The sequence below is a fragment of the Roseobacter sp. S87 genome (assembly GCF_055693285.1).
In genome coordinates this window covers 30,865-55,914 of record NZ_JBVFTR010000004.1, presented here as the reverse complement: position 1 = coordinate 55,914, position 25,050 = coordinate 30,865, and the positions used below count along the sequence as shown (strand labels likewise).

Sequence of the window (25,050 nt, the reverse complement as noted above, 5' to 3'; positions counted from 1 at the left end):
TTACGTGGCACAGGTGTCCGGGTCAATCGCTATCTGTCCGGCCTTCGATCGGCTTTTGTGGCACCGAAGCGCAAAAGCAACAGAAGGCCGGTCCACGCTGCAATCAGCACCATCGCGGTCATATCACCAAACCGGCTGTAAAATGTCCGCCCAAGCGGGGCCGGCAAACGGGCATCCAGCGCATCCGCGCGCCCCAGTGGTAGATGTGCTGCGATACGGCCCCGCGGATCAATGACCGCAGAAATCCCGGTGTTCGCGGCGCGCAGCACCGGCACCCCCTGTTCAATGGCACGCATCCTCGCCTGCGCCAGATGCTGGTGCGGTCCGGCAAACTGCCCGAACCAGGCATCATTGGTGATCTGCAGCAAAAAAGCGGGCCGTTGCGGCGCTGCGTTCACGTCATGCGCAAACACGGCCTCATAACAGATCAGGGGCATCCCCTGCCCCAGCGCGCCGAAATCCAGAACGGCCGGACCGGGACCCGGGGCAAATCCGGGGCCTGTCTGCGCCAGCGCCGCAAGACCCAGCGCATCCGCGAGGGGGGCGAGCGGCAGATATTCTCCGAACGGCACCAGATGATGTTTGTCATAGATCTGCTGACCCTCATCCGGTCCAAGATGCACCAGCGAATTGCGCAACCTGCCCTCTTCCGCACGCAAAACGCCCAGAACCACCTGCGCATCGGTCACGCTGCGGATCGCTTCCAGTACCGGAGCCGCCTGATCCAGACGCCACGCAATGGCCGTTTCCGGCCAGATTACCAGGTCAGGCCCGGATGTCTGGCCCGCCGCAGGCCGTGCCGTCAGAGCCAGCTGCAGATCAAGGAACCGTCGCGCGTTTTCAGGCTGCCATTTGAGATGTTGTTCCGCATTCGGCTGGATCAGACGAACCCAATGGTCTGTCATCCTGGCCGCGCCCTGCGGCACCGGCAGAACGACGGGCATGATACCTGCCAACATAATCAGAGCTGCAAGGGAAGACTGCCCGTTATTGCCACGGCGACGGTGAATAAATGCGGGCAGACAGGCCAGGGCAAAGATAGCCAGGTTCATGCCATGCGGGCCCACAAAGGCAAGCCCCTGCCCGGCCATCCGGTCCACCAGAGCCTGCGCAGGTGCGGCCCAGGGAAAGCCCGTCAGGACATAGGCACGGACAAGTTCCGCTGCCGCCCAGACGGGCACAAGCAGCATAACACCTGTCGAAAAGCGGCGCGCTATCCCGAACGCGGCTCCCCAGAAAAGCGCGAGGCCACCGCTGAGCAGAACCAGTGCAAACGGTGCCATCCACCCATGACGCGCTGCATCAACCTGAAAAGGTTCCACGATCCAGTGCAGCGCCACGGCGAACCACCCCAGACCAAACGCCCAGCCCACGAGGGCCGCGCGCCGCGGCGATGTGCAGGCTGCAAACAGCAGAAAAGCGCCCGCCACACCCAGCAGCATGGCCAGCGGCAGATCCCGGGGCGCCTGCCCCAGAGCGCCCACCGCACCGGCGCAGACCGACAGGAAAAACAGAAAAGCGGTGCCACGCCATCCCGCCTCGTCCGCTGCACCGCGCAGTTGAAATGTCACGATGAGGGCGCGCTGATGCGCACACGCAGCCTTTTGATCCTCCGCGGATCGGCATCAAGAACTTCAAACTCGACACCATCCGGATGTACGACCACCTCGCCCCGTGCAGGCACCCGGCCCGACAGCATAAAAACGAGACCACCCAGCGAATCGATTTCTTCTTCGTCGACCTCTTCATGCTCGGTCAGCGAACGTCCGATCTCGGCTTCGAAATCCTCCAGCGGCGTTTTGGCCAGCGCGATATAGCAGCCCGGTTTTTCAAGCGTCCAGTGAACGCCCTCATCCACGTCATGCTCGTCTTCGATCTCGCCCACGACCTGTTCGATCAGGTCTTCGATGGTCACCAGCCCGTCCACACCACCATATTCGTCGATCACCAGCGCCATGTGCCGGCGCTCGGCCTGCATCTTGGTCAGCAGGACACCAATTGTCATCGAAGGCGGCACGAACAGCAGCGGTCGCAGGGCCGCTTTCATGTCAAAGTCATGCCCCCCGCCATTGAACCCATGCTGCAGAGCAATGTCCTTAAGGTGCAGCATCCCCACCGGCGTATCCAGCGTACCGTCATAAACCGGCAGGCGCGTCAGACCGCTGTCCTTGAAAACACGCACGGCCTCTTCTAGGGACGCCGTGCTGGAAATGGCGGTTATGTCCGCTTTGGGTACAGAAACATCCTCGACGCGTTTGCGCCGCAGATTGATCATGCCATGTGTCGGATAGCGCGGTTCGGGTGCATCGCCCGCTTCGGGCTGCTCACCGTCCTCACCCGGGCTCAGTGCTTCGATAACGCGGCTGAAAAAGCCGCCGGGCCTCGAAGGTTCGGGGTCCGTTGATGTTGCGTTTTCCTGCTGCGCGCCCCGCGCTGCATCAGAAGATCCGTCGTTGTCGCCCATCGGGTCCTTTTCCGGTCAGCAGCGGCCAGAAGCCGCCTTCAGTTCTTATATGGGTCATCAAGACCCATTTTGCCAAGTATCTGTGACTCCAGCCCCTCCATCAGCGTGGCATCCAGGTCACGGACGTGATCATAGCCCAGAAGGTGTAACAGGCCGTGAACGATCAGGTGGGTCACATGATCGGCCATGGGCTTGCCGGCCGTTTCTGCTTCCCGCGCGCATGTATCCCAGGAGATCGCGATATCGCCCAGCTCGAGCGAGCCGTCGAAATCACGCTCGGGGATCTGAGGGTCAGCACCGGGTGTTTCGGCCGCGAGATCTGCCGCCGGCCAGCTCAGCACATTGGTCGGGCCCGGTTTTTCGCGGAAATCACTGTTCAGCACGGTGATGCGCAAATCATCGCACCCCAGCACCGAGACCTCAGCATCAGCGGGCAGTCCCAGGTGTTCCAGCGCCTTCGCAACCGCCCGGCCGGCCAGCGCGCTGAGATCGATGTCGTCCCACCTCGGGTCTTCTGTCAGGACATCAGGCACAACTGCACCCGTCTCACGACGACCCGGTATCGGCCTCATAGGCCTCAATGATCGCGGCCACCAGCGGGTGGCGCACCACATCTTTGGACGTGAAATAGTTGAAGCTGATGTTCGGGATGGTCTTCAGCAGGCGCTCCGCATCGGCAAGGCCCGACGCCGTGCCCCGTGGCAGGTCAATCTGCGTGCGGTCACCGGTGATCACCATGCGGGACCCCTCACCCAGACGCGTCAGGAACATCTTCATCTGCATCGTCGTTGCGTTCTGCGCCTCGTCCAGGACCACAAACGCATTCGACAGGGTCCGTCCGCGCATGAAGGCAAGCGGCGCAATCTCAATCTGCTTCTCCTCGATCAGCTTCGACAGCTGCTTGCCGGGCAGAAAATCGCCCAGCGCGTCGTAAAGCGGCTGCATATAGGGATCGACTTTGTCCTTCATGTCACCTGGCAGAAATCCCAGCCGCTCACCCGCTTCAACGGCAGGGCGCGACAGGATAATCTTGTCCACCTGGCCGGTGATGAACATCGACACGCCCACCGCCACGGCAAGATAGGTTTTGCCTGTGCCGGCCGGGCCAATACCAAAGGCCAGTTCATTCTCGAACAGAGACTGCACATAGGCTTTCTGTGCGTCGGTGCGCGGTTCAACACGTTTTTTTCGGGTCTGAATTTCAATCCGGGAGCCGATCGGCATTTCCAGCTGATCGCCGTTCTCCGGGGCCGCGTCCTCAAACGGTCCCATGCGCAGTTCCCGGTCCACGTCACCGGCCTCAACCGCACGGCCACTTTCCAGCCTCGTATACAGCGCATGCAGCACCCGCGTCGCGTCCGTCTTCGCGTCTGCTTCACCAATGACCGCCAGCTGATTGCCTCGCCGCACGATCTGCACCCCCAGCGCTGTTTCAATCTGCGCGAGGTTCGCATCATAAGGGCCGCAAAGGTCGATAAGCAGGCGGTTGTCGGGAAACTCAACCGTACCCCCCGGGGTCGCGGTCAGAGTATCGGGCGCACTCGGATCACTGGGTGACAATAGCTGTTCCTTGCCGAAAAACTGGTCTGACAGGACGGTGCCAATTCCAACGTCCGGGTGCAAGCGGTGCAGGCCGGGAATCCCTGCTCAGGTCATCAAAAAGCGGGTTTCGGCGCGCATTCGTCGCGTATTGACAGACGACCGGGGCCGAACCGCCGGGACAATCCCTCTTTCACCGCAGAATTGCAGCCAGCGAATTGCGTTTTGCCTCAACGATTCTCACCGGCACCAGATCGCCCACAGTGGCCGTGCAGTTCTCAATGTGCACCGCGTGCAGGTAATCCGATTTTCCGACCATCTGACCTTCATGACGGCCCGGTTTCTCAACCAGCACATTCAGGTCACGCCCGACCATTGCCGCCTGGATGTCCTGTTGCTGGCGTGTGATCAGCGCCTGGATGCGCTGCAGCCGCTCATCGGCTTCGTCGGGGTCCACCTGCGGCCGCTCGGCGGCCGGCGTCCCCGGTCGTGTGGAGTATTTGAAGGAATAGGCATACCCGTAATTCACGGCTTCAATCAGATCCAGCGTGGCCTGGAAATCGGCCTCGGTCTCTTCCGGGAAACCTACAATAAAATCACCGGACATCAGAATATCCGGCCGCGCCGCGCGGATTTTCTCGATCAGCTGCAGATAGCTTTCAGCCGTGTGGCTGCGGTTCATGCGTTTCAGAATACGGTCCGACCCGGACTGCACAGGCAGGTGCAGATAGGGCATCAGCTTGCCGCATTCTGCATGCGCCGCGATCAGATCGTCATGCATGTCGTTCGGGTGCGACGTCGTATAACGGATACGCTCCAGACCATCTACACCATTCAGCTCCCAGATAAGCTGTGCCAGCGTCTGCTCGGTACCATCCGGACCTGAGCCGTGATAAGCATTCACGTTCTGCCCAAGCAGGGTGATTTCGCAGACGCCCCTGTCGACCAGATCACGCGCTTCGTCCAGAATCCGGGCTACCGGGCGGCTGACCTCAGCCCCCCGCGTGTATGGCACGACACAGAAGGCACAGAACTTGTCGCACCCTTCCTGAACCGTCAGAAATGCGGAAGGCGCACGCCGGGCACGCGGACGTGACCTGAGTTTCTCGAATTTGTCTTCTTCCGGGAAATCTGTGTCCAGCGCACGTTCGCCGCCACGCACATGTTTCTCCATCTCGGGCAGCCGGTGGTAGGACTGCGGCCCCACGACCAGATCAACGGCGGGCTGGCGGCGGATAATCTCCGCGCCTTCGGCCTGGGCCACACATCCGGCGACGCCGATCTTGAGGTCCGGATTGGCCGCCTTGAGTGGCTTCAGCCTGCCCAGCTCAGAATATACCTTTTCGGCTGCCTTTTCGCGGATATGGCAGGTGTTCAGCAGGATCATATCCGCTTCATCAGCGTTTTGTGTTTCCACATATCCCTGCCCGCCCAGCGATTCCGCCATGCGTTCGCTGTCATACACGTTCATCTGGCAACCGTAGGTCTTGATAAAGAGCTTCTTGGGCGCAGTCATGGGCAGGGTTTCCGGATCGTGAGAGATTGGCCGCTGGTTACCAGCCACCGCAGATGCATGCAATGCGATGTGATGTCGGCGGGGGTGTCGGTGGTCCGCACGTCAATAAGCTCGGGGACAAGTCGAAACAGCTCCGATCATCTGAGCGCCGCAGTTCGCTGACCTCACGAGCATCAATCCAATCATGGCCCCCTCGGTATCCGCCGCCTTTCACGAATGCGGGCGGCAGAAACGTGCGGGCTGGAGCGGACGCCTTCCGAGCTCATTATCTGTACATGACAATCTATGGTAATGTCGCACGAGACGGGACGCCGCGGATTGGATACGCCCCTGCACCGTGCAAAGGGAACCCGGCACCGTCGCCCGAAGAATAAAGAAACCTCGGGCAAAGGTGCCGCCGCAATCAGAACTCGTCCCAGCCGTCGAGATCTTCGGCAAGGTTGCCGGGCGCGACGGCCACCGTTTTCGGTGCTGCCACGGCTTTTTCCGGCACCGCTGCTGCGGGTTTCTGCGGCCGGGGCGCAGCAGAATAAGTGGCTCCGGTGTCAAACCGGCTGGTAGAGGTCTTGAGGTTTTCAGCCTCGCTGGCCAGCAGGGCGCTGGTCGCCGTCACTTCTTCGAAAGAAGCCGCCTGTTTCTGTGTATTCCCGTCAATCTGTGCAACGGCAGTATTGATCTCGGCGATCCCGTTCACCTGCTCGGAAATTGCCGAGGAAATCTCATCAATACGGTGCGAAACGCCGACGACACTTTCTGAGATTTTCTCCAGCGAATCCCGGGCGTCGTTCACTTTCTCCACACCCTGCGACACAGCAAGGTCGCTGCGGGCAATCACATCGTCAATCTCGGTGGCCGCCTCCCCGGCACGCTGCGCCAGCTGCCGGACTTCGGACGCCACGACCGAGAAACCACGCCCGGCTTCCCCGGCGCGCGCAGCTTCAACACCCGCGTTCAGTGCCAGCAGATTGATCTGAAAGGAGATGTCGTTGATGACCGTGACGACCTTGGCGATCTCTCTCGATGCATCTGCGATCCGTGTCATGGCTTCGGCTGCGTCGCCGGCTACGTTACTGCTGGATCTGGCTGTTTCGCTTGCGATGCCCGCTTTGCTGTTGGCTTCCTGCACATTCTCGCTGACCTGCTTGATACTTGCTGTCAGTTCTTCCAGCGCCGCCGAGGTTTCCTCCAGCGATGCGGCATTCTGTTCTGCCTGTTTCGACAGCGCATCGGACGTATCACGCAGTTCACCGGACGACGCGGTCAGGTTTCCGGTGCTGCCACTGATGTCACCGATCAGTGACTTCAGGGCCTTGATCATGCCGTTTGTGTTATCCTGAAGGTCCCTGAAGGCACCTTTGAACGTGCCCTGCATTGGCGCAGTCAGATCACCATGTGCCACGCGCTGAAGCGTCTCGCCCGTGGCCGCGATCCCGGTCTCGACGCTTTCGACAAGCATGTTCACGTTTTCCGCCAGCGCGGCGAGCTCCGCGTCGGAAATACCGGTGTCCACGCGTCCGGAGAAATCCCCGTCGATGGCGCTGTGTACCACTGTTCTTATGCCCGTCTGAAGCTGCTCAACCATCTCCTGGCGCTGACGTTCAGCGGCGCGGTCCTCTTTTTCTTTTTCCGCCGCTGCGGCGGCCTGTTCTGCTGTTTCCTTGGCGGCTTCCTCAAGCTTGCGTGCGTTTTCGGCATCCGCTTCCGCCAGTTTCACGACCTTTTCAGCGTTTTCCTTGAAAACGAGGGTCGCGCGTGCAAGATCACCGACCTCGTCTTTGCGTTCGTTGCCATCAATCGTGACGTTCTGCTGACCATCAATGATCTGCTGCATCGCCGAAATGATCTGCTGTATCGGTGCGGCAATATTCATGCCCGCGCGCCGTGCCAGGAACACGCCAAGACCGACCGACAACAGCAGGAATGCACCGATCGACACGATGGCCATCCATCTGGCAAAAGTCAGGTTTGCGGTCCGGACTTCCAGAAGGGCGGCTTCCTCAGCCCGGAAATCCGCCATCAATCCGCGGAAACGATCAAAATAGGATTTGCCACGCGCTTCACCGATCAGATCCGCCATGTCATCCATTGTCTTTGCACTGCCGATGCTGGTGCGCAGGTCAATCATCGGCTGCACCACATTCTGCCGCCAGTCATCAATCGTGCCCTGAATCTCTCCGAGAAGCTGCACCTGTGCCGGATTATCACTGACTGTTTCCGTCAGCTCAGCGCGCAGGGCATCAAACCGGCGACCGCCTGCATCATAAGGCTCCAGAAACTCCGTTTTCCCGGCCAGCAGATATCCACGCATGCCGGTTTCCATATCAACGGCAGCCGCAAGCATTTCGTTTGCCCGTGAAATGACGGCATAGGTATGCGTGACCCAGTCAACCGCGCCGACCAGATCACCGGAAACGGACTGCCCGCCCGAAACGGTATTCCGCAGCTCATCTTCGCGTTCCCGCAACAGCACCTGTTCGCGCTCCACAAACGTGGCGATCTGTTCCCGGAACCGGTCAAAGTATTCCTTGCCCCTGGCCTCGCCCACCAGACGGGCAATGTCATTCATCGTATCGGCATTCCCGATCTCACGCCGCAGCCCGATCTGCATCTCAACTACATCGGCCTGCCACTCGACGATGGTCTGCTCGGCCTGTTCCAGCCGTGCGACCTGACCGGGATTGTCAGACACGGTTCGCCGAAGGTCAGCAAGCGCTGAGAAAATCTGTTCTTCGCCGGACGCATAGGGCTCAAGGAACGCCTCCTCTCCCGCCAGGAGAAAGCCGCGCATGCCGGTTTCCATGTCCACGGCAGCGGCAACAACTGCGTCGCCTTTTGAGAGGGCCCGGTGCGTGTGATCCACCCACCCTGCATTGTACACAACGAACTGCAGGGCAACGATCCCGATGGCACCGACAAACGCCGCAAGGACAATCGGGACGGATGTGACCCAAAGAACTTTGTTTCTGATCGGGCTGTCCGTGAACCATTGCATATTCATTGATCGCTTCCTCCGCAGTGACCGTTTGACCCCGGGGGTGCCTAGAGCAGCGCCATTAAAAAACTGTTATCACCCGTTTTTGCCGTTTCGTTGCGGATTGACGGAATGGCTCAGCTGGGCCCCGGATATCGTCCGCCACCGGTCTCTCTGCGCCGCAGACCAGCGGTATGCCGCTGGATGGGCAAAGTGGCAGAACGCCGCCGGAATCAGGCGGGGTTCTGCCACGCACAGGCGGGTTTCCACCCGCTCGATTCGCGTGCCTTTGACACCGGCGCACACAGATCAGAAACAATGCGTCACCCGTGCCGGCCAGTGTTTCGCCAGCGTGTCGGGGACGCGGAAAATTTGAGTCAATTTGCCTTAATTGGGTCGGATTCCAGACGTTTACATGAACGACACAGCGGGCTGACTCGACACACTGCTGCCAGTGGATGACAGAAAGGAACCACAGATGCCTCCATTCATGAGCCTGATTTTAGCCCTGATCGGTGGCGGCGCCATGGCAACAGGCGGCGGCAGCAGGAGTGGACCCGGCTCGGCAGAACCCGCGCTGGCACCTTCATCCGCATCACTGGCACCACAGCCAGCCGCACGGATTACCGAGCCCCCTGCCGCACACGGGGAAGAGCCTGCCGAAGAAGACCGCGAAGCCCCGCCACCCGACCCGGAAGAGGAGACCGGTGCACAGGACGACCCTGCACCGGAAACCGACGCGCCGGATCTTCCGGACAGTGCCTATAACATCGGGTGGCAGGGTCTGACCGCGCAGGAACAATACATGCTGGAACTGATCAACCGCGCCCGCCACGACCCCGAAGCCGAGGAAATCCGCACAGGAGATGTGGTGGACGCAGATGTCTCCACGGCCCCGAAACAGGCGCTCGCGGTCGACCCCATCCTGTCCGCCGCTGCGGACAACCATTCCGCCGATATGCTGGCCCGCGATTTTTTCGACCACTACAATCCGGACGGCGACAGCCCCACAGACCGCGCCCGTGCAGAAGACTGGGACGGCGGTGGCGTCTGGGAAAACATCTCGGCCCGCTGGAGCCCCGCGCGTTCTGTGTCAGATGAACAGGCCTGGATTGATGCGAGCCACGCCGGTCTCTGGGAATCGGACGGGCATCAGTTCGGCATGCTGCAGCCGGGCCATACCGTTGTCGGTGTGGGCATCGACCAGGGGGAATGGTCCTACCCCGGATCGACCTTTCCGACAGCGATGGTCGTGACAGAGAAATTCGCCAATGACGGCCAGACGTATCTGACGGGTGTGGTCATGGACGATGCGGACAACGACGATTTTTATGACATCGGAGAAGGTCTGGGCGGCGTGCGCATCACCGCCTGGCAGGATGAAGCGGCATATGCGACGTCGACCTGGGGCTCCGGTGGCTATTCACTTGCGCTGGATGCGGGCACCTACAATGTCCGGTTTGAGGGCGGCGCGCTGGACACCGCTTTTGAAACGACCGTGACGATCGGCACCCGGAACGTGAAGCTGGATGTGAACAGTGATGACCTCGGCATTGCCGGGTCCGAAATGGCGGCACAGAGATCCGCTGCGCCGGAAGCAGATCCGGTGGAAAGCCTCTTCCTGTCCGCAGATGCCTCGCGCGACATGATCGAGCAGGGAGCCGATGCTGCAGATTCGCAGCAGGAGGAGGATCCTGAAGATGCAGAATGGGCGATGGCCTGAGGCCACAGGTCCCATCAGCACGACAGTCCAGCGGTCAGGTCAGATACGGAAACCAGTCTTCGCGCAGCTGCTGACCTGCCACCATGCCGTGTCCAGGAAAGGGGGTGAGGTCGGCCCCGGCCGCGTCACATACCGCGCGTCATCCCCGACGAGCCGCAGCGAAAACGCACGCCGGCGGGCGTCCGAACGGTTACCCCGCGCGCCGTGCAGCGTCCGGTAATGAAATGCAACCGCGTCGCCAGGCTCCATATCAAACTCCACAATGCGCATGCCCTCTGCCTCCGGGTCAGGCACCGGGATATAGGGCGCAGGGTCGAAAAAGGCGTCCCCTTTGGCCCAGCGCGTGGGCAGCACATCCTTTTCCCAAAGATGCGATCCGGCAACACAGCGCAGGCTGGCTTCGCGCACGGGATCGAGCGGCGACCAGAAACTGATGGTCTGGCGCCCTTCCACGAAATAATAGGGCCCGTCCGAATGCCAGGGCGTCGCCATTGAGGTCCCTGGTTCCTTGACCAGCACATGATCATGGAAAAGCTGCACGCGCTGTGACTGCATCAGCGCCGCAGCAACCGGCGCTGCGGGCGAGCTTTCGGCCACGCGCCGGAACGCGTCTATGCGCTGCCAGTTGCAATAGTCATCAAAGAAGCGCCCTGTCTCGCCATTCCGCTCGTTCTCAGACGCATAAGGCCCGGGATCTGACATATTCTGCGCAATACCGTCACGCAGATCTTCCACATGATCCGCGAAAAGACCCCGCACCAGAACGACCCCGTCCCGCGCATAGGTATCAATCATGTCCTGAGTGACGAAGGAGGTATGCATCCGGCTCTGTCCGGGTGATGACCGGAACGGTCAGGTTTTGCGGCGCAAGCGGATCACAACATCCACCGAAGCGATTTCAGCACCTTCCGGCGCATCCGGCACCTGAGCAATGACCAGCTGGTCAGACGGTGCGTCCGTCAGCTTTGCGTCATCTTCCCAGTAAAAGTGCGGGTGATCATGCGTGTTGGTGTCAAAATAGCTTTTGGATCCGTCAACGGTGACCTCCTGGACGAGGCCCACATCGCAGAATGCGCGCAGCGTGTTGTAGACCGTCGCCAGCGACACAGCCTCGCCCTGCGACTTGGCCGCCTCAAAAAGGCTCTCAGCTGTCACGTGACGGTGCTGCCCGTCGCCGATCAGAAGCGCCGCCAGCGTCACGCGCTGACGCGTGGGCCGCAGCCCTCCCTGCGCCAGCCAGCTGGTACCGATTTCGTGTTCCTGTGTGGTCATCGAACTCTCACGCTTTCCGTCTTCACTATATAAAGGTTTCTGCGAACGATTTTCAATTCAAATCAGACGCGCCGCCTTGCCGCAGGGACCCGCAGAGATATCGCAGCCACCGGTCAGCGCAGACTTGCAGGAACGACCGGGCCGGTGCTAGAGGGGTCGGAACGCTGAAAAAACACCCCCACGAGAGGCACCAGATGAGCCAGTACCCCAGCAGCTTCGACAAGGAAGACCTCCTGAAATGTGCCCGCGGCGAACTGTTCGGCCCCGGAAACGCACAGCTGCCCGCACCGCCGATGCTGATGATGGACCGGATCACCGACATCTCCGGCGATGGCGGCGAACACGGCAAGGGCCACGTGGTCGCTGAATTCGACATCACGCCCGACCTGTGGTTTTTCGACTGCCACTTCCCGGGAAATCCGATCATGCCCGGATGCCTTGGCCTTGACGGCCTGTGGCAGCTCACAGGGTTCAACCTCGGCTGGCGCGGCTGGCTCGGGCGAGGCTATGCGCTGGGTGTGGGAGAGGTCAAACTCACCGGCATGGTCCGGCCTGACCGCAAAATGCTGACCTATTACGTCGATTTCACCAAGGCGATCCAGACGCGCCGCCTGACCATGGGCGTGGCCAACGGGCGTGTCGAAGCCGATGGCGAAGTGATCTATCAGGTCACCGACATGAAGGTTGCCCTGTCCGAAAACTGACGCTGGCCGGTCGGGTCAGACAGTCCTGAAAGAACCAGAGCATCAGACATCCCGTGCGAACGGCACGGACCGCAGACGGGACAGGTCCCGTTCCGGCATGCCCGCCTCTTCGGCGTAGGACATGGCCTCCCTGGCCAGAGCGCAAACCGCGGACGAAACCTCTTCATTTTCCGACGCTGACAGTGCCGCCAGGCACTCAACCAGCCGCAGAGAAACATCAAAGTTCCCCGCGCAATCCCGTGCAATCGGCGCAAATGCCGCCTGCACAAACTCCGGCGGGCCGGGAAACCGTGCAACGACATTGGCGGCCTGCGGTGCATCATCTGCGCGCCCGGCACGCCCGTAGTGCCACAGCAGCCCCTTCAGGATCATCAGCGCCTCGATCGCCGTGCCGGAATCGTTGATCCCCGGCGACAGGGCCTTTGAGGCAATCTCCGACAGGGTGATCAGGCCAAATGCGGCGTCCTGTTCATGCGTCCGGATGGTCCCGAAAGTAAACGCCCGCACCAGCCGGTCCAGCGTCGCACGGTCAACCGTTCCGGAGACCTGGCCGATGATTTCACCTTCCAGCACATGCTGACCCGGGCTCACATCCAGATAAAGCGTGGCCTGATCCGGCAGACAGTTCTGCAACTCCGCCATATCGATCAGCTGCAGGTACCCGGTTTCCGGCGCAGCAAGCGGCGTGGTGGAGACCGGCAGAACCGTCTCGCCCGTGAGCGGTGTCGCGCCAAAGCCCGGATGACGCGCATGGGCCTTCAGCGCCTCACGCGCGCGGTTCTCGGCCGTGCGCAGACTGTCCTGAATACTGCCGAGCATCGTCAGATGGTTGATCCAGCGCAGCAGCGACAGGATCACCGCCACCACCACCAGCGTGGTAATCCCCATCACAACCAGGGCCGCATCCGGCGGGTAAAAGCCCAGCCGGTACAGCACCAGCGAGCCCAGCGAATAGACAAACGCGCCGATAAACACCGACAGCACCGACTGTGTCGTGGTGTCCTCGAGCAGGATGCGGTGCATTCTGGGGGTCGCCGTATCCGCCGCCGCCCGGTGCGCCGTGACCATAATGTTCAGCGAAAATGTCGACACTGCCAGCATCGACGTGGCCAGAATCGTCAGAACGGGCGTCACTGAATCGAAGGTGATTTCCGTGCTGAACCGCACGCCGGTCAGGGCATTGGCAAATGGGCTGATCAGGGTCGCGGCAATGGACAACAGCGCATAGAGAAAGACCCGCAGCCCCATACTGCGGTAATAGCGTAGAAAAACGAGCGTAAGCCACTTGAGGCGGGTCACATGCGTCCGATCATTGTCCTTATTCCCTACACGTCTATCGCACCGCGGCCCCGCCAGCTACCTCAAACCCCTGGCCCGACTGCGCTTTTGCGGCATCCGGCCAGGGAGGGTCTTCAGATCCGGCTGGCAGGCGGGTTACATCGCAGATGCACCAGCGTCAGTCCTGCGAAGCTGACGCATTGGCCGCCACGGCAAAACGCTCCAGCCCACCGGAGATATAGACGCCGATCTCGTCCATGTTGTTCCGGACAAACTGCCGCGCCACAAAATTTGTGGGCAGCACGTTGTAGGTCCATTCAAACCGCGTCCCGTCTTCGACCGCAACAAAGCGCTGTTCGCCGACGATCTGGTCAACACCCCGTCCGGCTGCATTGGTGAATACGAACACCTGATACCTGAAGAAATCCTCTTCGTTTTCGAGAATGCGCTCGACCACGTAATGACCGTCCGCAAGCCTCAGCCACCGGCTGGCACCCGGTTCCGGCCAGTCCCCCTCAAGGGTCTCGCTGTCGACCGGGTTCGAAATGTTCTCTGTGGGTTCGAGAAAACTGATCAGCGGTTGGTCTGCCAGAAAAGCCCTTACCTCCGGGACAGACATCGAAATGGTCTGCTCGGCATAGGCCGTCAGAAAACCGGACGTCGCCACGTCCGGCGGCGGTGTGGCTTTCGGAGGTTCCGTCGGAATTGAGGGTTCGCCGCAACCTGTTAGGGTGACTGCAAGAGTTGAGACAAGCAAAGGAAGTCGCATGATTGGTACCCATCATTTTAGTGCAATTATCGCACTATATAGTGCGAACTTCGCATCACTCAAGTCAGAGGCCCCAAATGCCTGACCGATCCGGCGAAGAACTCGCAGACCACATCAGCGTGATCATCCGGGCCCTGCTTGTGTCCGGCAGACAGGGCGCGCCGGCAGAAGGAAGGCTGGCATTCAATCCGCTGCATTTCCACATGCTCCGCATCATCGGCGCTGGCGAGACGAGCCGTCCGTCGGATATCGCAGATGATCTGGCAGTCCCGCGGACGACGGTTTCCGCAGCTGTCAAAGCCCTGCAGAAAAAGGGGTTGGTCCGCACTGCGCCGGATAAATCAGACGGGCGCGCCATCAGCATCAGCCTGACCGGCGATGGCAGGGACGTTCTTGCCGCAATCAGGCGACAGGACCACAGGAACGCGTCCGCCATGCTGGGCGCCCTGCCCGAAAAGGACCGTCCGGCCTTTCTGGAGGCCATGGGCAGAATTGCACGAACCATAGGCCTGCCCCAGTCAAAGCAGGGGTGATCTGTGCCGGTGTCGTTGACGGGGCCCCGCCTGATCTCCGGGGCACGGTTGCGGAACGGACTTCGGCAGTCGCCGGACATGTCTAACCGCTTGCCCGTCCGGCAGGGCTGACTTACACAGGCTCTGTATTGCAGAAGGAATGCGCTATGCGCCGCGTCGTCGTAACAGGGCTGGGGATCGTCTCCTCAATCGGGAACAATGCAGAGGAAGTGCTTGCCTCGCTCAGAAATGGCACGAGCGGCATCGTGGCCAGCCCCGAGATGACCGAACACGGCTTTCGCAGCCAGATTGCGGGCACCCTGAAAATCGACGTCTCCGAGCACATCGACAAACGCACCCTGCGGTTCATGGGACCGGGTGCGGCCTATGCCTATATCGCCATGGGGCAGGCCATCGCGGACGCGGGGCTGAGCGAGGATGTAATCTCGAACCCGCGCACCGGCCTGGTGGCAGGTTCCGGCGGCCCGTCGACCTCTGCCATGCTGACCGCCCATGACGTGGTGAAGAACACCGGCGCCACCAAACGTATCGGCCCCTTTGCTGTGCCGAAATGCATGTCCTCAACCGTCAGCGCCAACCTGTCCACAGCCTACAAGATCAAGGGTATTAATTATTCGATCACCTCGGCCTGTTCGACCTCGCTGCACTGTATCGGCAATGCGGCTGAACAGATCATGCTGGGCAAACAGGACGTGATGTTCGCCGGCGGTGGCGAAGAACTCGACTGGACCCTGTCATGTCTCTTTGACGCCATGGGGGCCATGAGCAGCAAATACAACGACACGCCGGAACTGGCGAGCCGCGCCTTTGACGCCAACCGCGACGGGTTTGTGATCTCGGGCGGGGGCGGCATCGTGGTGCTTGAAGACCTGGAACACGCGCTGGCGCGCGGCGCGAAAATCTATGCCGAAGTAACCGGCTATGCCGCCACATCCGACGGCCACGACATGGTGGCCCCGTCGGGCGAGGGCGGCGAGCGCGCGATGCGGCTGGCGCTCAGCACCTTGCCTGAAGGCCGCAAAGTGGGCTACATCAACGCCCACGGCACATCGACACCCGTCGGCGACGTAGGCGAGGTGGAGGCCGTGCGCCGTGTCTTTGGCGAGGGCAGCACACCGCCGATCAGCTCCACCAAGTCCATGACCGGACACGCTCAGGGTGCCGCCGGTGCGCTGGAGGCCATCTTCAGCCTGCTGATGCTCGACAATGACTTCATCGCCCGGTCGATCAACGTGATCGACCAGGACCCGGCCATCCACGACGGCGAAATTGCGCGGGAAACGGTGGAAAACGCAGGGCTCGATTCTGTGATGACCAACTCCTTCGGGTTTGGTGGCACCAACGGGTCAATGATCCTGTCGAAATACAAAGCCTGAGAGGGGTCAACATGTCTGGTGTTCTTGCAGGAAAACGCGGTCTCATCATGGGCGTGGCGAACGAACGCTCCATCGCCTGGGGCATCGCAAAGGCGATGTCAGAGGCCGGTGCTGAGCTGGCCTTCACCTACCAGGGCGAGGCCTTTGGCAAACGCCTGGAACCTCTGGCACAATCGATTGGCTCGGACTTCATGGTCGATGTGGACGTCACCGACGACGCCTCACTGGATGCAGCCTTTGAAGCACTGGGCGCACGCTGGCCGACAATTGACTTCGTGGTACACGCCATCGCCTTTTCAGACAAAAACGAACTGACCGGGCGCTTTCTGAACACAAGCCGGGCGAACTTCAAAAACTCGATGGACATCAGCGCCTATTCCTTCATTGAAATCGCGCGGCGGGCGCACCCGATGATGACGGAAAACGGCGGCACACTGCTGACGCTGACCTACATGGGTTCGAACCGCGTCACCCCCAACTACAACGTGATGGGCGTGGCAAAGGCGGCCCTGGAAAGTGCGACGCGCTATCTCGCCAATGACCTGGGTCCCGAGGGCATCCGGGTGAATGCGATCTCGCCCGGGCCGATGAAAACCCTCGCCGGTGCGGCGATCGGCGGCGCGCGCAAAACCCTCAAGCACACCGACGAGAACGCCCCGCTGCGGGCAAATGCGACGCTCGAGGCCGTGGGCGGCACCGCCGTCTATCTGGCATCCGACGCCGGTTCCTGCACCACGGGCGAAGTCATCCGCGTCGACGGTGGTTTCCACGTTCTGGGCATGCCGCAGGCCGGCAATCTCTGAGCGTTAACTGCGCGGTAAGGTTTCGCCGGCAGCTCTCCATGTTTGTGCCGCACTGACGCCCGAATTACCGGTCATGCTCTGGTTATGAAACCGAATCTGACCAGAAAAGACTATCGCCGGATCGCCTGTATTGAGCGCGGACAGAAGGCGCGGTACCGGGCGAAAATGCTCATCCCGATCACAGCGGTGATGTTCTCAACCGCACTCTGGTCCGACCCGGTGGCGCAACCGCAGATGCGGCTGCAGATCGAAAGCGCCAGACTGATGGCGCAGGTCGCGATGGACGGCGGCTCTTTCCGCGAAATGGCCATCGCCGCGCGCAGTGCAGAGATACAGAGCGCCCCGGGCAAAGCGAAAATGGCCGGTCTTCCCGCGGCCCGCCTGTCAGACTCAGCTGTCCGGGTGAACCGACCCGGGTCCTGACCTCAGGCCGCGTCAATCCGCATCAGTTCAATATTAAACCGCAGATCCTTGCCCGCGAGCGGGTGATTGGCGTCCAGCGTGACAGTCGCCTCGCTGACCTCGACCACCATCACCGGCAGGGGCTGACCCGTGGGCGTCTGCATCTGCAGCTGCGTGCCCACTTCCAGCGGGATGTCATCCGGGATGCCTTCGCGCGGCACCGACTGGCGCATTTCCGGGTTCAGCGGCCCATAGGCATCTGCGCAGGCGATATCGACCGTCTTTTTGTCCCCCACCGCCATACCGGGCAGGGCTACATCAAGGCCCGGAATGATCTGGCCGGATCCCACCACGAACTCCAGCGGATCACGGCCTTCGGAGCTGTCAAAGGTGGTGCCGTCCAGCAATGTGCCGGTGTAGTGGATGGCGACGGTGTCGCCCGATTTGACCTGGGTCATAAACTGCCTCGTGCTGTTCTGGAAAAACGTCGGAGGCCGCGTATCTGCGCGGGTGCTCCCGGGTTCAGAGCAGCCTGCCCCTGCCCGCGCGCAGAGTAAAGGTTAAAATCGCGTGATTTGGCCTTTCAGCAGCGACAATGCCATGACACTGTGCCCCCAATGCGATGAAAGGACAGAGATCATGGCAGTGACAACCTGCATCTTCGACGCCTATGGCACCCTGTTCGATGTCAGTGCCGCAGCACGGCAGGCAGCGGGCGAGCCGGAATTCGCACGCATTGCCGGGTGCTGGCAGGCCATTGCCGAGCACTGGCGGCAGAAACAGCTGCAATACACCTGGCTGCGCGCGGTCACGGATGCCCATACCGATTTCTGGACAGTGACAGGCGAGGGCCTGGAATGGGCGCTGGAACGCAACGGTTTCGGCGATGACCAGGAACTCTATGACAGGCTGATGGCCCTCTACCGCGAACTGCAGGCCTATCCGGAGGTGCCGGACATGCTCCGGGCGCTCAAAGCGGGCGGCATGAACACCGCCATCCTCTCCAATGGCGCGCCTGATATGCTGGCCGCCGCCGTGGCCTCTGCGGGCATCGGCGAAGTTCTGGACGACACACTGTCGGTGGAAAGTGTCGGCGTCTTTAAACCGGATGCACGGGTTTACGACATGGTGTGCCGCCGGTTTGGCTGTGACACCTCCGAGGTGCTCTTTGTCTCCTCCAACGGCTGGGACGCCGGCTGTGCCACCGGGTACGGCTTTACCACCGCCTGGGTGAACCGCGCGGGCGAACCCGTGGACCGGCTGCCCTGGCGGCCTGCGCATATCATCCCCGATCTGACGGGCATTCCCGCACTGGCGGGCCTCTGATGCCGGAGTTTGTCTCTCATGACGGGCTGACGCTCCACTATACGGACGAAGGTACCGGGCTGCCCCTGCTCTGTCTCGCAGGTCTGACGCGGACCGGTGCCGATTTTGACTATGTCATGCCACATCTGCGCGACTGCCGCGTGATACGTATGGACTACCGGGGGCGTGGGCGCTCTGAGTGGGACAAAAAATGGCAGAACTACAGCCTGCCTGTGGAATGCCAGGATGTTCTGACGCTGCTTGATCATCTCGGTCTGCAGCGGGTGGCAATCCTCGGTACTTCGCGCGGCGGGCTGAATGCCATGGGCCTCGCGATGAGCCACAAGAACCGGCTGCTGGGCGTCGCACTCAATGACATCGGCCCGGAACTCGACCCCACGGGGCTGTCGTTCATCATGAGCTACCTGGGCCGCAACCCAGGCGCCAAGAACCACGTGGATGCCGCGCGCGGGCTTGAGCGTTCGATGACCTCGTTCGAGGATGTGCCCTTTGCGCGCTGGATGGAGGAGGCGGTCAAACACTTCCGGATGACCGATTCCGGTCTGTCCATCACCTATGATCCGAAACTGCGCGACGCCGTCGAGGCCCAGGGCGCGCAGGCCGCCCCCGATCTCTGGCCGTTTTTCGACGCGCTCGAGGGCCTGCCACTGGCCTGCCTGCGGGGCGAGAACTCGGACCTGCTCAGCCCGGACACACTGGCCGAGATGCAGCGCAGGCGTCCCGACATGGTCGCCGCCACCGTCATGGGACGCGGCCACATACCGTTTCTGGACGAGCCGGAATCCGTTGCAACCCTGCAGACATGGATCAACAGCCTGAAATGAATATCGACATGATCAGGGCCGCGCACGGCCGGATTGCAGACCACGTCCGAAGAACACCGCTGCTCAGTTCGCCCTTTCTTGACGACCTGGCAGGGCGGCGCGTCTGGATCAAACCCGAATGCCTGCAGCACACTGGCAGCTTCAAATACCGCGGTGCCCGCTCTGCCGTTTCTGCACTGACCGACGAACAGCGCGCCCGCGGCGTGATCGCCTTTTCCAGCGGCAATCACGCGCAGGGTGTTGCGCTGGCCGCGCGCCAGATGGGCAGCACCGCGGTGATCATCATGCCTGCCGACGCGCCCCGGATGAAAATCGACAACACCCGCGTGCTGGGGGCCGAAGTGGTGCTCTACGACCGGGCCGCTGGCGAGGACCGCGACGCGATCGGTGCCGAACTGTCAGAGGCCCGGGGCCTCACGCTGATCCGGCCGTTTGACGAACCCCAGGTGATCGCCGGACAGGGCACGGCGGGTCTTGAGATCGCTGAACAGGCCGCTGATGCCGGCATCGGGCGGGCAGATGTGATCGTGTGCTGTGGCGGGGGCGGTTTCGCCTCGGGCATTGCCCTGGCATTTGAGGCACAGGCTCCGGGCCTGCGGGTGCGCCCCTGCGAGCCGGAACACTTCGATGATATGACGCGTTCGCTGGCAGCCGGACATCCCTGCAGGAACGCCGCGCCCTCCGGCAGCCTGTGTGATGCCATCGTCACGCCGGTTCCCGGGCAGATCACCCTGCCGATCCTGCAGCGCCTCGCAGGCCCCGGCATCGTTGTGACCGACGATGAGGCCCTGCACGCCATGGCCCTCGCCTTCAGCCGCCTGAAACTGGTGGCCGAACCCGGCGGCGCCGTGGCGCTGGCAGCAGCGCTCTTTCATCACGACACGATTGACGGCGATGATGTCATCGTCACAATCTCAGGCGGCAATGTGGATGCGGATGTGTTTCAGACGGCGCTCAGCCGGTATGCCGCCTGACAGAACGGACAAGGGGAAAACAGATGCTGATCGCTGATCTGGGGGACGTGCGCCTGCACTACCGCGTGGATGGTCCCGAGGACGGAGCCCCGGTGGTTTTCGCCAACTCGCTCGGCACGGACATGCGCCTGTGGGACCCGATCCTGCCGCTGCTGCCTGAAGGCCTGCGGCTGATCCGCTATGACAAACGGGGCCACGGCCTTTCGACCTGCCCGCCGGCTCCCTACACCATGGGTGCGCTCGTGACAGATGCGGAAAAGCTGCTCGATCACCTGAACGTGCGGGACTGCGTTTTCGTCGGCCTGTCCATCGGCGGCATGATAGCCCAGGGCCTCGCGGTCAAGCGTCTGGATATGGTGCGTGCGATGGTCCTGTCAAACACCGGCGCCCGCATCGGCAACAAGGATATGTGGGACGAACGCATCGCCGGGGTCCGCGCGGGCGGCATCGGGGCTCTCGCGGATGCCATTATCGACCGCTGGTTCTCGCGGCGCTTCCGGGAAACCCCGGAACTCGAACTCTGGCGCAACATGCTGACCCGTCAGGAAGACGAAGGATACATGGGCTGTTCCGCCGCCATATCCGGCACGGATTTCTACACCACCACCGCCAGCCTGCGCCTGCCGACGCTGGGCATCGCCGGGACCGAAGACGGATCAACACCACCCGACCTCGTGCGTGAAACCATCGACCTGATCCCCGGCAGCCGCATGCATATCATCCGGGGGACAGGCCACCTGCCCTGCGTGGAACAGCCCCGGGAATATGCGGACACGCTGACCGCCTTCCTGCGCGAGGTGGGTCATGTCTGACACCACGCGGGCACTGCGGGACTAAGCGATGGCTGCGAGCGTTTTTGACAGCCCCCTCTATGCCGGGCTCTTTCCCACCGGCGAAACCGGACGGCTCTTTTCGGACAGCGCCGCGCTGCGCGCCATGCTGCTGACCGAAGGGGCCCTGGCCAAAGCGCAGGGAGCAGCGGGGCTGATCCCGGAAATCAGCGCGGCCGCCATTCAGCGCGCAACGCTGGAAATACAGATCGACCCGGGCGCGCTGAAGACAGCGACAGGCACCAACGGGGTCTGCATCCCGGCGATGGTTGCGGCCTTCCGTGCGGAAATGAACGCGCCCGAACATGCGCAATACGTGCACTGGGGCGCGACCTCGCAGGACATTATCGACACCGGCCTGATGCTGCGCCTGCGCCAGGCGCTGAGCCTCGCTGAGCAGGACCTGACCGGTCTGCTGCAACAGATGGCAGAGGCGGCATCGCACCACGCGAAAACGCCGATGGCCGCGCGCACCTACGGGCAACCTGCCACGCCGACCACATGGGGGGCTGTTCTGGCGGGCTGGGGCATGCCGCTGGCGGACGCTCTGGACGCCCTGCCCGCCCTGCGCAGGGATAACCTCTGGGTATCGCTCTCGGGGGCTGCGGGCACCGCCTCTGAACTCGGGGCCGACCCGGATGCTCTGCGCGCGGCCCTCGCCGCGGGTCTGGGCCTCGCTGATCCGGGACGCAGCTGGCACACCGATCGTGGCCCGGTGCTGCGCATTGCGGGCTGGATGGCAGGTGTCACCGCGACCCTCGGTGCCATGGGCCACAGCCTGACGGGCCTTGCGGCCGGCGGGGTCGGTGACATTCGTCTGGGCGGTGCCGGGGCGTCCTCCACGATGCCGCAGAAACAGAACCCGGTGGGGCCGTCTGCGCTCACGGCACTGTCACACCAGACCGCCGGGTTGCTCAGCAGCCTGCAGACCGCCGCCATGCACCAGCACCAGCGCGATGGCGCTGCACTGGTTCACCGAATGGATGGTCCTGCCGCAGATCGTGCTGGGCTGCGCCAGCGCGCTGCAGATCGCGGCAGAGGTCATCGGCGGCGCCCAGCCCGACACGGATGCCATGCTGCGGGGTCTGGCGCACGGCGGCGGCATGGTGCACGCCGAAGCCCTGAGCTTTGCGCTCGCCCGGCAGATGCCCCGTCCGGAGGCACAGCAGGCGGTCAAAACGCTCTGCAATGAGGTGCGCGACAACGGCGGCACGCTGGCCGAACGCGCTCTTGCGGCCTGGCCCGACCTGCCGCCCGATCTTTTCGACCCACAGAAATCCACGGGCCAGGCACCGGCCGACGCGCGGGCTTTTGCCGCCCGCATTGCCGGGATCTGACGCTTGCGCCCGGCGGTTCTGTTCATCCTGACGACCGTCATGATTGATGCCATGGGGATCGGCCTGATCATCCCCGTCATGCCCGACCTGATCCAGGAGGTGCGCGCGGGTGACCTGGCGCAGGCGGCTCTCTGGGGCGGTATCCTCTCAACCGTTTTTGCGGTGATGCAGTTTCTCTTCGGACCGGTGCTGGGTGGTCTGTCTGACCGTTTCGGGCGCAGACCGGTCCTGCTGGTGTCGCTCGCCATCATGGCGCTTGATTATCTGGTCATGGCCGTCGCCGGCAGCATCTGGCTCCTGCTGCTGGGCCGGGTTGTCGGCGGGATCACTGCCGCGACGCAATCCACCGCCAACGCCTATATGGCCGACATCTCCGGGCCCGAGGACCGCGCGGCCAACTTCGGTCTCGTGGGCGCGGCCTTTGGCATTGGCTTTGTGCTGGGTCCGCTCATAGGCGGTCTGCTGGCAGGCTACGGCACCCGCGCGCCCTTCTATGCCGCCGCCCTGCTCGCGCTCCTGAACTTCGGCTTCGGCCTCTTTGTCCTGAAGGAAACCGTGACCGACAGCATCCGGCGGCCGTTCCAGTGGACGCGCGCCAATCCGCTGGGCAGCCTCCGGCAGCTGCGCAAACTGCCCGGTATCGGCGCAATGCTGCTGGTGTTCTTCATCTACCAGGTGGCCTTTATCGTTTATCCCGCCGTCTGGTCCTATTTCGGCAAGGAACGGTTCGGCTGGGACCCCCAGACAATCGGCCTGAGCCTCGCGCTCTTCGGCATCATGCTGGCCATTGTTCAGGGCGGTCTGATCCGGCCCATCATGCGGCTGCTGGGCGAACGCGGCACCGTCCTTTATGGGCACGTCTTTGATATACTGGCGTTTCTGGCCCTGGCCTTTGTCACAAACGGGACCCTGGCGCTCATCCTGACACCGCTGGCAGCCCTTGCTGCCGTGATCACCCCCGCGCTCCAAGGGATCATGTCCAAAGCAGTCGGTGCGGATGCCCAGGGCGAGTTGCAGGGCGCGCTGACGTCCCTGTCGGCGCTGGCAATGATCTTCTCGCCGATGATGATGACCGCCACCTTCGCGACCTTCACCACAGAGGGTGCGGCCTTCTACCTGCCCGGGGCACCCTTTCTGCTGTCCGCGGCACTGATCGTTGTGGGACTGGTCGTGTTCGTCCTGCGCGGCGATGCAGCACAGAGAACCGGCTGAAACGACACACTGCTGTCGCCTTCGGGCTTGCAACTCTGACGCCCCGGCGACAGGCTGGCCAGAACAGCAAACGGCCACGCGCCCGCCGACAGAAAGAAACGCCCATGCAGACAATCAAAGCCGCCGTGTGCCACAGTTTTAGCGACCCGCTTTTGGTCGAGGATATCCTCCTGCGCGCGCCCATCGCCGGTGAGGTCGAGGTCACCCTGAGTGCCGTCGCGATCTGCCATTCGGACATCTCCTATGCGGATGGTGCCTGGGGCGGCTCGCTGCCCGCGGTCTACGGGCATGAAGCCGCAGGCGTGGTCACAGCAACCGGCGACGGCGTCACGGGCCTGAAGGCAGGAGACAGTGTGATCGTCACCCTGATCCGCGCCTGCGGCAGCTGCGGCAACTGCGCCTCCGGCAAACCCACAATCTGTGAAACACCCTATGACGGTGATCACGGGCCAATCACCACCACAACCGGCGGCAAACTGCACCAGGCTATGGCCTGCGGCGGGTTCGCGGAAAAGGTCGTGGTGGCACAAAACCAGGTCGTGCGGATCAGCCCGGACATCTCCAAAGAGGCCGCCTGCCTAGTGGCCTGTGGGGTCATCACCGGTGTCGGTGCGGTGGTCAATGCCGCAAACCTGCGCGCAGGCCAGGACGTGGTCGTGATCGGCGCGGGTGGCGTCGGGCTCAACGCGATCCAGGGCGCACGCATTGCCGGTGCCCGCCGCATCATCGCCGTGGATATGAGCGAAGAGAAACTTCAGACCGCCCGGGAATTCGGCGCAACCGACGGCGTGCTGGCCACGCTGGACAAACCCTGGCGGGCCGCGATCAAAGCCATGGGCGGGCGCGGTGCAGATGCCGTGATCGTCACGGTCGGGGCCATCCCCGCCTATGATCAGGCCCCGCGCTATCTGGGGGCCGGCGGCCAGGTCATCATGGTCGGCATGCCGCATTCGGGCGCGCTCTCCAGCTACGAGCCGGTGATGCTGGCCGCAACAGGTCAGGGCATGACCGGCTCCAAAATGGGCGACGTGGTGATCCAGCGCGACATCCCCTGGATGGTGGACCTTTACGCCCAGGGCCGCCTGAAGCTCGATGAACTGATTTCCGGGCGCTGGCGTCTTGACCAGATCAACGAGGCCATCGCCGACACCCGAACGGGGGGCGCGCGCCGCAACGTCATCGTCTTCGACACCTGAC

General features: G+C 62.4%; 22 protein-coding genes and 2 pseudogenes. 13 read left to right on the top strand and 11 right to left on the bottom strand.

The features are described 5' to 3' along the window. Nucleotides 1-29 precede the first annotated feature (29 nt). From lnt to ACZ1HA_RS01075, 6 genes are all read right to left on the bottom strand, one after another. Nucleotides 30-1,571, bottom strand: a complete 1,542-nt coding sequence (gene lnt / locus ACZ1HA_RS01100; RefSeq protein WP_472712540.1) for an apolipoprotein N-acyltransferase — start codon at nucleotides 1,569-1,571, stop codon at nucleotides 30-32. Beyond that, nucleotides 1,568-2,464 (bottom strand): hemolysin family protein, encoded by an 897-nt coding sequence (locus tag ACZ1HA_RS01095; RefSeq protein ID WP_472712539.1) that lies wholly within the window; start codon nucleotides 2,462-2,464, stop codon nucleotides 1,568-1,570. The genes lnt and ACZ1HA_RS01095 overlap by 4 nt, the downstream gene beginning before the upstream one ends. A 38-nt stretch (nucleotides 2,465-2,502) precedes the next feature. Continuing rightward, complete coding sequence (ybeY, locus tag ACZ1HA_RS01090; protein WP_472712538.1) at nucleotides 2,503-3,036, bottom strand: rRNA maturation RNase YbeY; 534 nt, start codon at nucleotides 3,034-3,036, stop codon at nucleotides 2,503-2,505. Then, complete coding sequence (locus tag ACZ1HA_RS01085; protein ID WP_375228771.1) at nucleotides 3,011-4,024, bottom strand: PhoH family protein; 1,014 nt, start codon at nucleotides 4,022-4,024, stop codon at nucleotides 3,011-3,013. The genes ybeY and ACZ1HA_RS01085 overlap by 26 nt, the downstream gene beginning before the upstream one ends. Before the next feature lie 172 nt (nucleotides 4,025-4,196). After that, on the bottom strand, nucleotides 4,197-5,519 hold the full coding sequence (gene miaB / locus ACZ1HA_RS01080) for a tRNA (N6-isopentenyl adenosine(37)-C2)-methylthiotransferase MiaB (RefSeq protein ID WP_472712537.1): 1,323 nt from the start codon (nucleotides 5,517-5,519) through the stop codon (nucleotides 4,197-4,199). A gap of 403 nt (nucleotides 5,520-5,922) precedes the next feature. Continuing rightward, nucleotides 5,923-8,517 (bottom strand): CHASE3 domain-containing protein, encoded by a 2,595-nt coding sequence (locus ACZ1HA_RS01075; RefSeq protein WP_472712536.1) that lies wholly within the window; start codon nucleotides 8,515-8,517, stop codon nucleotides 5,923-5,925. Nucleotides 8,518-8,980: 463 nt separating this feature from the next. On the opposite strand from ACZ1HA_RS01075, the gene ACZ1HA_RS01070 reads away from it, so the two are divergent. Further along, nucleotides 8,981-10,213: a CAP domain-containing protein gene (locus ACZ1HA_RS01070; RefSeq protein WP_472712535.1), complete on the top strand. Its 1,233-nt coding sequence runs from the start codon at nucleotides 8,981-8,983 to the stop codon at nucleotides 10,211-10,213. Nucleotides 10,214-10,247: 34 nt separating this feature from the next. Here the strand turns inward: ACZ1HA_RS01070 and ACZ1HA_RS01065 are convergent. Together ACZ1HA_RS01065 and irr are read right to left on the bottom strand one after the other, a co-directional pair. Beyond that, a pseudogene (locus ACZ1HA_RS01065) lies at nucleotides 10,248-11,035 on the bottom strand (phytanoyl-CoA dioxygenase family protein). 30 nt (nucleotides 11,036-11,065) lie between these two features. Further along, a complete protein-coding gene (gene irr, locus ACZ1HA_RS01060) occupies nucleotides 11,066-11,485 on the bottom strand; it encodes a Fur family transcriptional regulator Irr (protein ID WP_375228775.1) in 420 nt (139 codons plus the stop codon). A gap of 194 nt (nucleotides 11,486-11,679) precedes the next feature. Here irr and fabA point away from each other — a divergent pair, with 194 nt between their 5' ends. After that, a complete protein-coding gene (gene fabA / locus ACZ1HA_RS01055; protein ID WP_375228776.1) occupies nucleotides 11,680-12,189 on the top strand; it encodes a bifunctional 3-hydroxydecanoyl-ACP dehydratase/trans-2-decenoyl-ACP isomerase in 510 nt (169 codons plus the stop codon). A 42-nt stretch (nucleotides 12,190-12,231) separates the two neighbouring features. On the opposite strand, the gene ACZ1HA_RS01050 is transcribed toward fabA, so the two are convergent. Both ACZ1HA_RS01050 and ACZ1HA_RS01045 read right to left on the bottom strand, forming a co-directional pair. Next, nucleotides 12,232-13,488: a DUF2254 domain-containing protein gene (locus tag ACZ1HA_RS01050; protein WP_472712534.1), complete on the bottom strand. Its 1,257-nt coding sequence runs from the start codon at nucleotides 13,486-13,488 to the stop codon at nucleotides 12,232-12,234. A gap of 157 nt (nucleotides 13,489-13,645) precedes the next feature. Next, nucleotides 13,646-14,236, bottom strand: coding sequence for an SRPBCC family protein (locus tag ACZ1HA_RS01045; protein ID WP_472712533.1), 591 nt, complete (start codon nucleotides 14,234-14,236; stop codon nucleotides 13,646-13,648). A 77-nt stretch (nucleotides 14,237-14,313) separates the two neighbouring features. Here ACZ1HA_RS01045 and ACZ1HA_RS01040 point away from each other — a divergent pair, with 77 nt between their 5' ends. The 4 genes from ACZ1HA_RS01040 to ACZ1HA_RS01025 all read left to right on the top strand — a co-directional run bounded on the left by ACZ1HA_RS01040 (nucleotide 14,314) and on the right by ACZ1HA_RS01025 (nucleotide 17,371). Next, nucleotides 14,314-14,769 carry a MarR family winged helix-turn-helix transcriptional regulator gene (locus tag ACZ1HA_RS01040; RefSeq protein WP_472712532.1) on the top strand — a complete coding sequence of 152 codons (456 nt, stop codon included), beginning with the start codon at nucleotides 14,314-14,316 and terminating at the stop codon, nucleotides 14,767-14,769. 146 nt (nucleotides 14,770-14,915) lie between these two features. Then, nucleotides 14,916-16,145, top strand: coding sequence for a beta-ketoacyl-ACP synthase I (gene fabB, locus ACZ1HA_RS01035; protein ID WP_472712531.1), 1,230 nt, complete (start codon nucleotides 14,916-14,918; stop codon nucleotides 16,143-16,145). Nucleotides 16,146-16,156: 11 nt separating this feature from the next. Continuing rightward, on the top strand, nucleotides 16,157-16,948 hold the full coding sequence (locus ACZ1HA_RS01030) for an enoyl-ACP reductase FabI (protein ID WP_472712530.1): 792 nt from the start codon (nucleotides 16,157-16,159) through the stop codon (nucleotides 16,946-16,948). A gap of 84 nt (nucleotides 16,949-17,032) precedes the next feature. Beyond that, nucleotides 17,033-17,371 carry a hypothetical protein gene (locus tag ACZ1HA_RS01025; protein WP_472712529.1) on the top strand — a complete coding sequence of 113 codons (339 nt, stop codon included), beginning with the start codon at nucleotides 17,033-17,035 and terminating at the stop codon, nucleotides 17,369-17,371. Between the two features lie 2 nt (nucleotides 17,372-17,373). Here ACZ1HA_RS01025 and ACZ1HA_RS01020 read toward each other — a convergent pair whose 3' ends face one another. Then, on the bottom strand, nucleotides 17,374-17,808 hold the full coding sequence (locus tag ACZ1HA_RS01020; RefSeq protein ID WP_472712528.1) for an FKBP-type peptidyl-prolyl cis-trans isomerase: 435 nt from the start codon (nucleotides 17,806-17,808) through the stop codon (nucleotides 17,374-17,376). Nucleotides 17,809-17,989: 181 nt separating this feature from the next. Here ACZ1HA_RS01020 and ACZ1HA_RS01015 point away from each other — a divergent pair, with 181 nt between their 5' ends. The 7 genes and pseudogenes from ACZ1HA_RS01015 (at nucleotide 17,990) to ACZ1HA_RS00985 (ending at nucleotide 25,049) form a co-directional block, all read left to right on the top strand. Continuing rightward, nucleotides 17,990-18,676: a haloacid dehalogenase type II gene (locus ACZ1HA_RS01015; protein ID WP_472712527.1), complete on the top strand. Its 687-nt coding sequence runs from the start codon at nucleotides 17,990-17,992 to the stop codon at nucleotides 18,674-18,676. Next, nucleotides 18,676-19,500, top strand: a complete 825-nt coding sequence (locus tag ACZ1HA_RS01010) for an alpha/beta fold hydrolase (protein ID WP_472712526.1) — start codon at nucleotides 18,676-18,678, stop codon at nucleotides 19,498-19,500. The genes ACZ1HA_RS01015 and ACZ1HA_RS01010 overlap by 1 nt, the downstream gene beginning before the upstream one ends. After that, a complete protein-coding gene (locus tag ACZ1HA_RS01005; protein WP_472712525.1) occupies nucleotides 19,497-20,474 on the top strand; it encodes a threonine ammonia-lyase in 978 nt (325 codons plus the stop codon). Before ACZ1HA_RS01010 ends, ACZ1HA_RS01005 begins: the two co-directional genes overlap by 4 nt. A 23-nt stretch (nucleotides 20,475-20,497) precedes the next feature. Beyond that, nucleotides 20,498-21,286, top strand: a complete 789-nt coding sequence (gene pcaD, locus ACZ1HA_RS01000) for a 3-oxoadipate enol-lactonase (protein WP_472712524.1) — start codon at nucleotides 20,498-20,500, stop codon at nucleotides 21,284-21,286. Nucleotides 21,287-21,314: 28 nt separating this feature from the next. After that, a pseudogene (locus ACZ1HA_RS00995) lies at nucleotides 21,315-22,641 on the top strand (lyase family protein). Nucleotides 22,642-22,644: 3 nt separating this feature from the next. Beyond that, nucleotides 22,645-23,853 carry a TCR/Tet family MFS transporter gene (locus ACZ1HA_RS00990; protein ID WP_472712523.1) on the top strand — a complete coding sequence of 403 codons (1,209 nt, stop codon included), beginning with the start codon at nucleotides 22,645-22,647 and terminating at the stop codon, nucleotides 23,851-23,853. Nucleotides 23,854-23,957: 104 nt separating this feature from the next. Further along, entirely contained in the window at nucleotides 23,958-25,049 is a 1,092-nt protein-coding gene (locus ACZ1HA_RS00985) for a zinc-binding dehydrogenase (protein ID WP_472712522.1), read from the top strand. Nucleotide 25,050 lies beyond the last annotated feature (1 nt).

Bases quoted from the DNA above. Each gene is read 5' to 3' on its own strand.
- ACZ1HA_RS01070 (WP_472712535.1), top strand. From the start codon at position 8,981: ATGAGCCTGATTTTAGCCCTGATCGGTGGCGGCGCCATGGCAACAGGC.
- ACZ1HA_RS01015 (WP_472712527.1), top strand. From the start codon at position 17,990: ATGGCAGTGACAACCTGCATCTTCGACGCCTATGGCACCCTGTTCGAT.
- irr (WP_375228775.1), bottom strand. From the start codon at position 11,485: ATGACCACACAGGAACACGAAATCGGTACCAGCTGGCTGGCGCAGGGA.
- fabB (WP_472712531.1), top strand. From the start codon at position 14,916: ATGCGCCGCGTCGTCGTAACAGGGCTGGGGATCGTCTCCTCAATCGGG.
- pcaD (WP_472712524.1), top strand. From the start codon at position 20,498: ATGCTGATCGCTGATCTGGGGGACGTGCGCCTGCACTACCGCGTGGAT.
- ACZ1HA_RS01095 (WP_472712539.1), bottom strand. From the start codon at position 2,464: ATGGGCGACAACGACGGATCTTCTGATGCAGCGCGGGGCGCGCAGCAG.
- ACZ1HA_RS01045 (WP_472712533.1), bottom strand. From the start codon at position 14,236: ATGCGACTTCCTTTGCTTGTCTCAACTCTTGCAGTCACCCTAACAGGT.
- fabA (WP_375228776.1), top strand. From the start codon at position 11,680: ATGAGCCAGTACCCCAGCAGCTTCGACAAGGAAGACCTCCTGAAATGT.
- ACZ1HA_RS01020 (WP_472712528.1), bottom strand. From the start codon at position 17,808: ATGACCCAGGTCAAATCGGGCGACACCGTCGCCATCCACTACACCGGC.
- ACZ1HA_RS01005 (WP_472712525.1), top strand. From the start codon at position 19,497: ATGAATATCGACATGATCAGGGCCGCGCACGGCCGGATTGCAGACCAC.
- ACZ1HA_RS01010 (WP_472712526.1), top strand. From the start codon at position 18,676: ATGCCGGAGTTTGTCTCTCATGACGGGCTGACGCTCCACTATACGGAC.
- ybeY (WP_472712538.1), bottom strand. From the start codon at position 3,036: ATGAGGCCGATACCGGGTCGTCGTGAGACGGGTGCAGTTGTGCCTGAT.
- miaB (WP_472712537.1), bottom strand. From the start codon at position 5,519: ATGACTGCGCCCAAGAAGCTCTTTATCAAGACCTACGGTTGCCAGATG.
- ACZ1HA_RS00985 (WP_472712522.1), top strand. From the start codon at position 23,958: ATGCAGACAATCAAAGCCGCCGTGTGCCACAGTTTTAGCGACCCGCTT.
- ACZ1HA_RS01030 (WP_472712530.1), top strand. From the start codon at position 16,157: ATGTCTGGTGTTCTTGCAGGAAAACGCGGTCTCATCATGGGCGTGGCG.
- ACZ1HA_RS01075 (WP_472712536.1), bottom strand. From the start codon at position 8,517: ATGAATATGCAATGGTTCACGGACAGCCCGATCAGAAACAAAGTTCTT.
- ACZ1HA_RS01040 (WP_472712532.1), top strand. From the start codon at position 14,314: ATGCCTGACCGATCCGGCGAAGAACTCGCAGACCACATCAGCGTGATC.
- ACZ1HA_RS01025 (WP_472712529.1), top strand. From the start codon at position 17,033: ATGAAACCGAATCTGACCAGAAAAGACTATCGCCGGATCGCCTGTATT.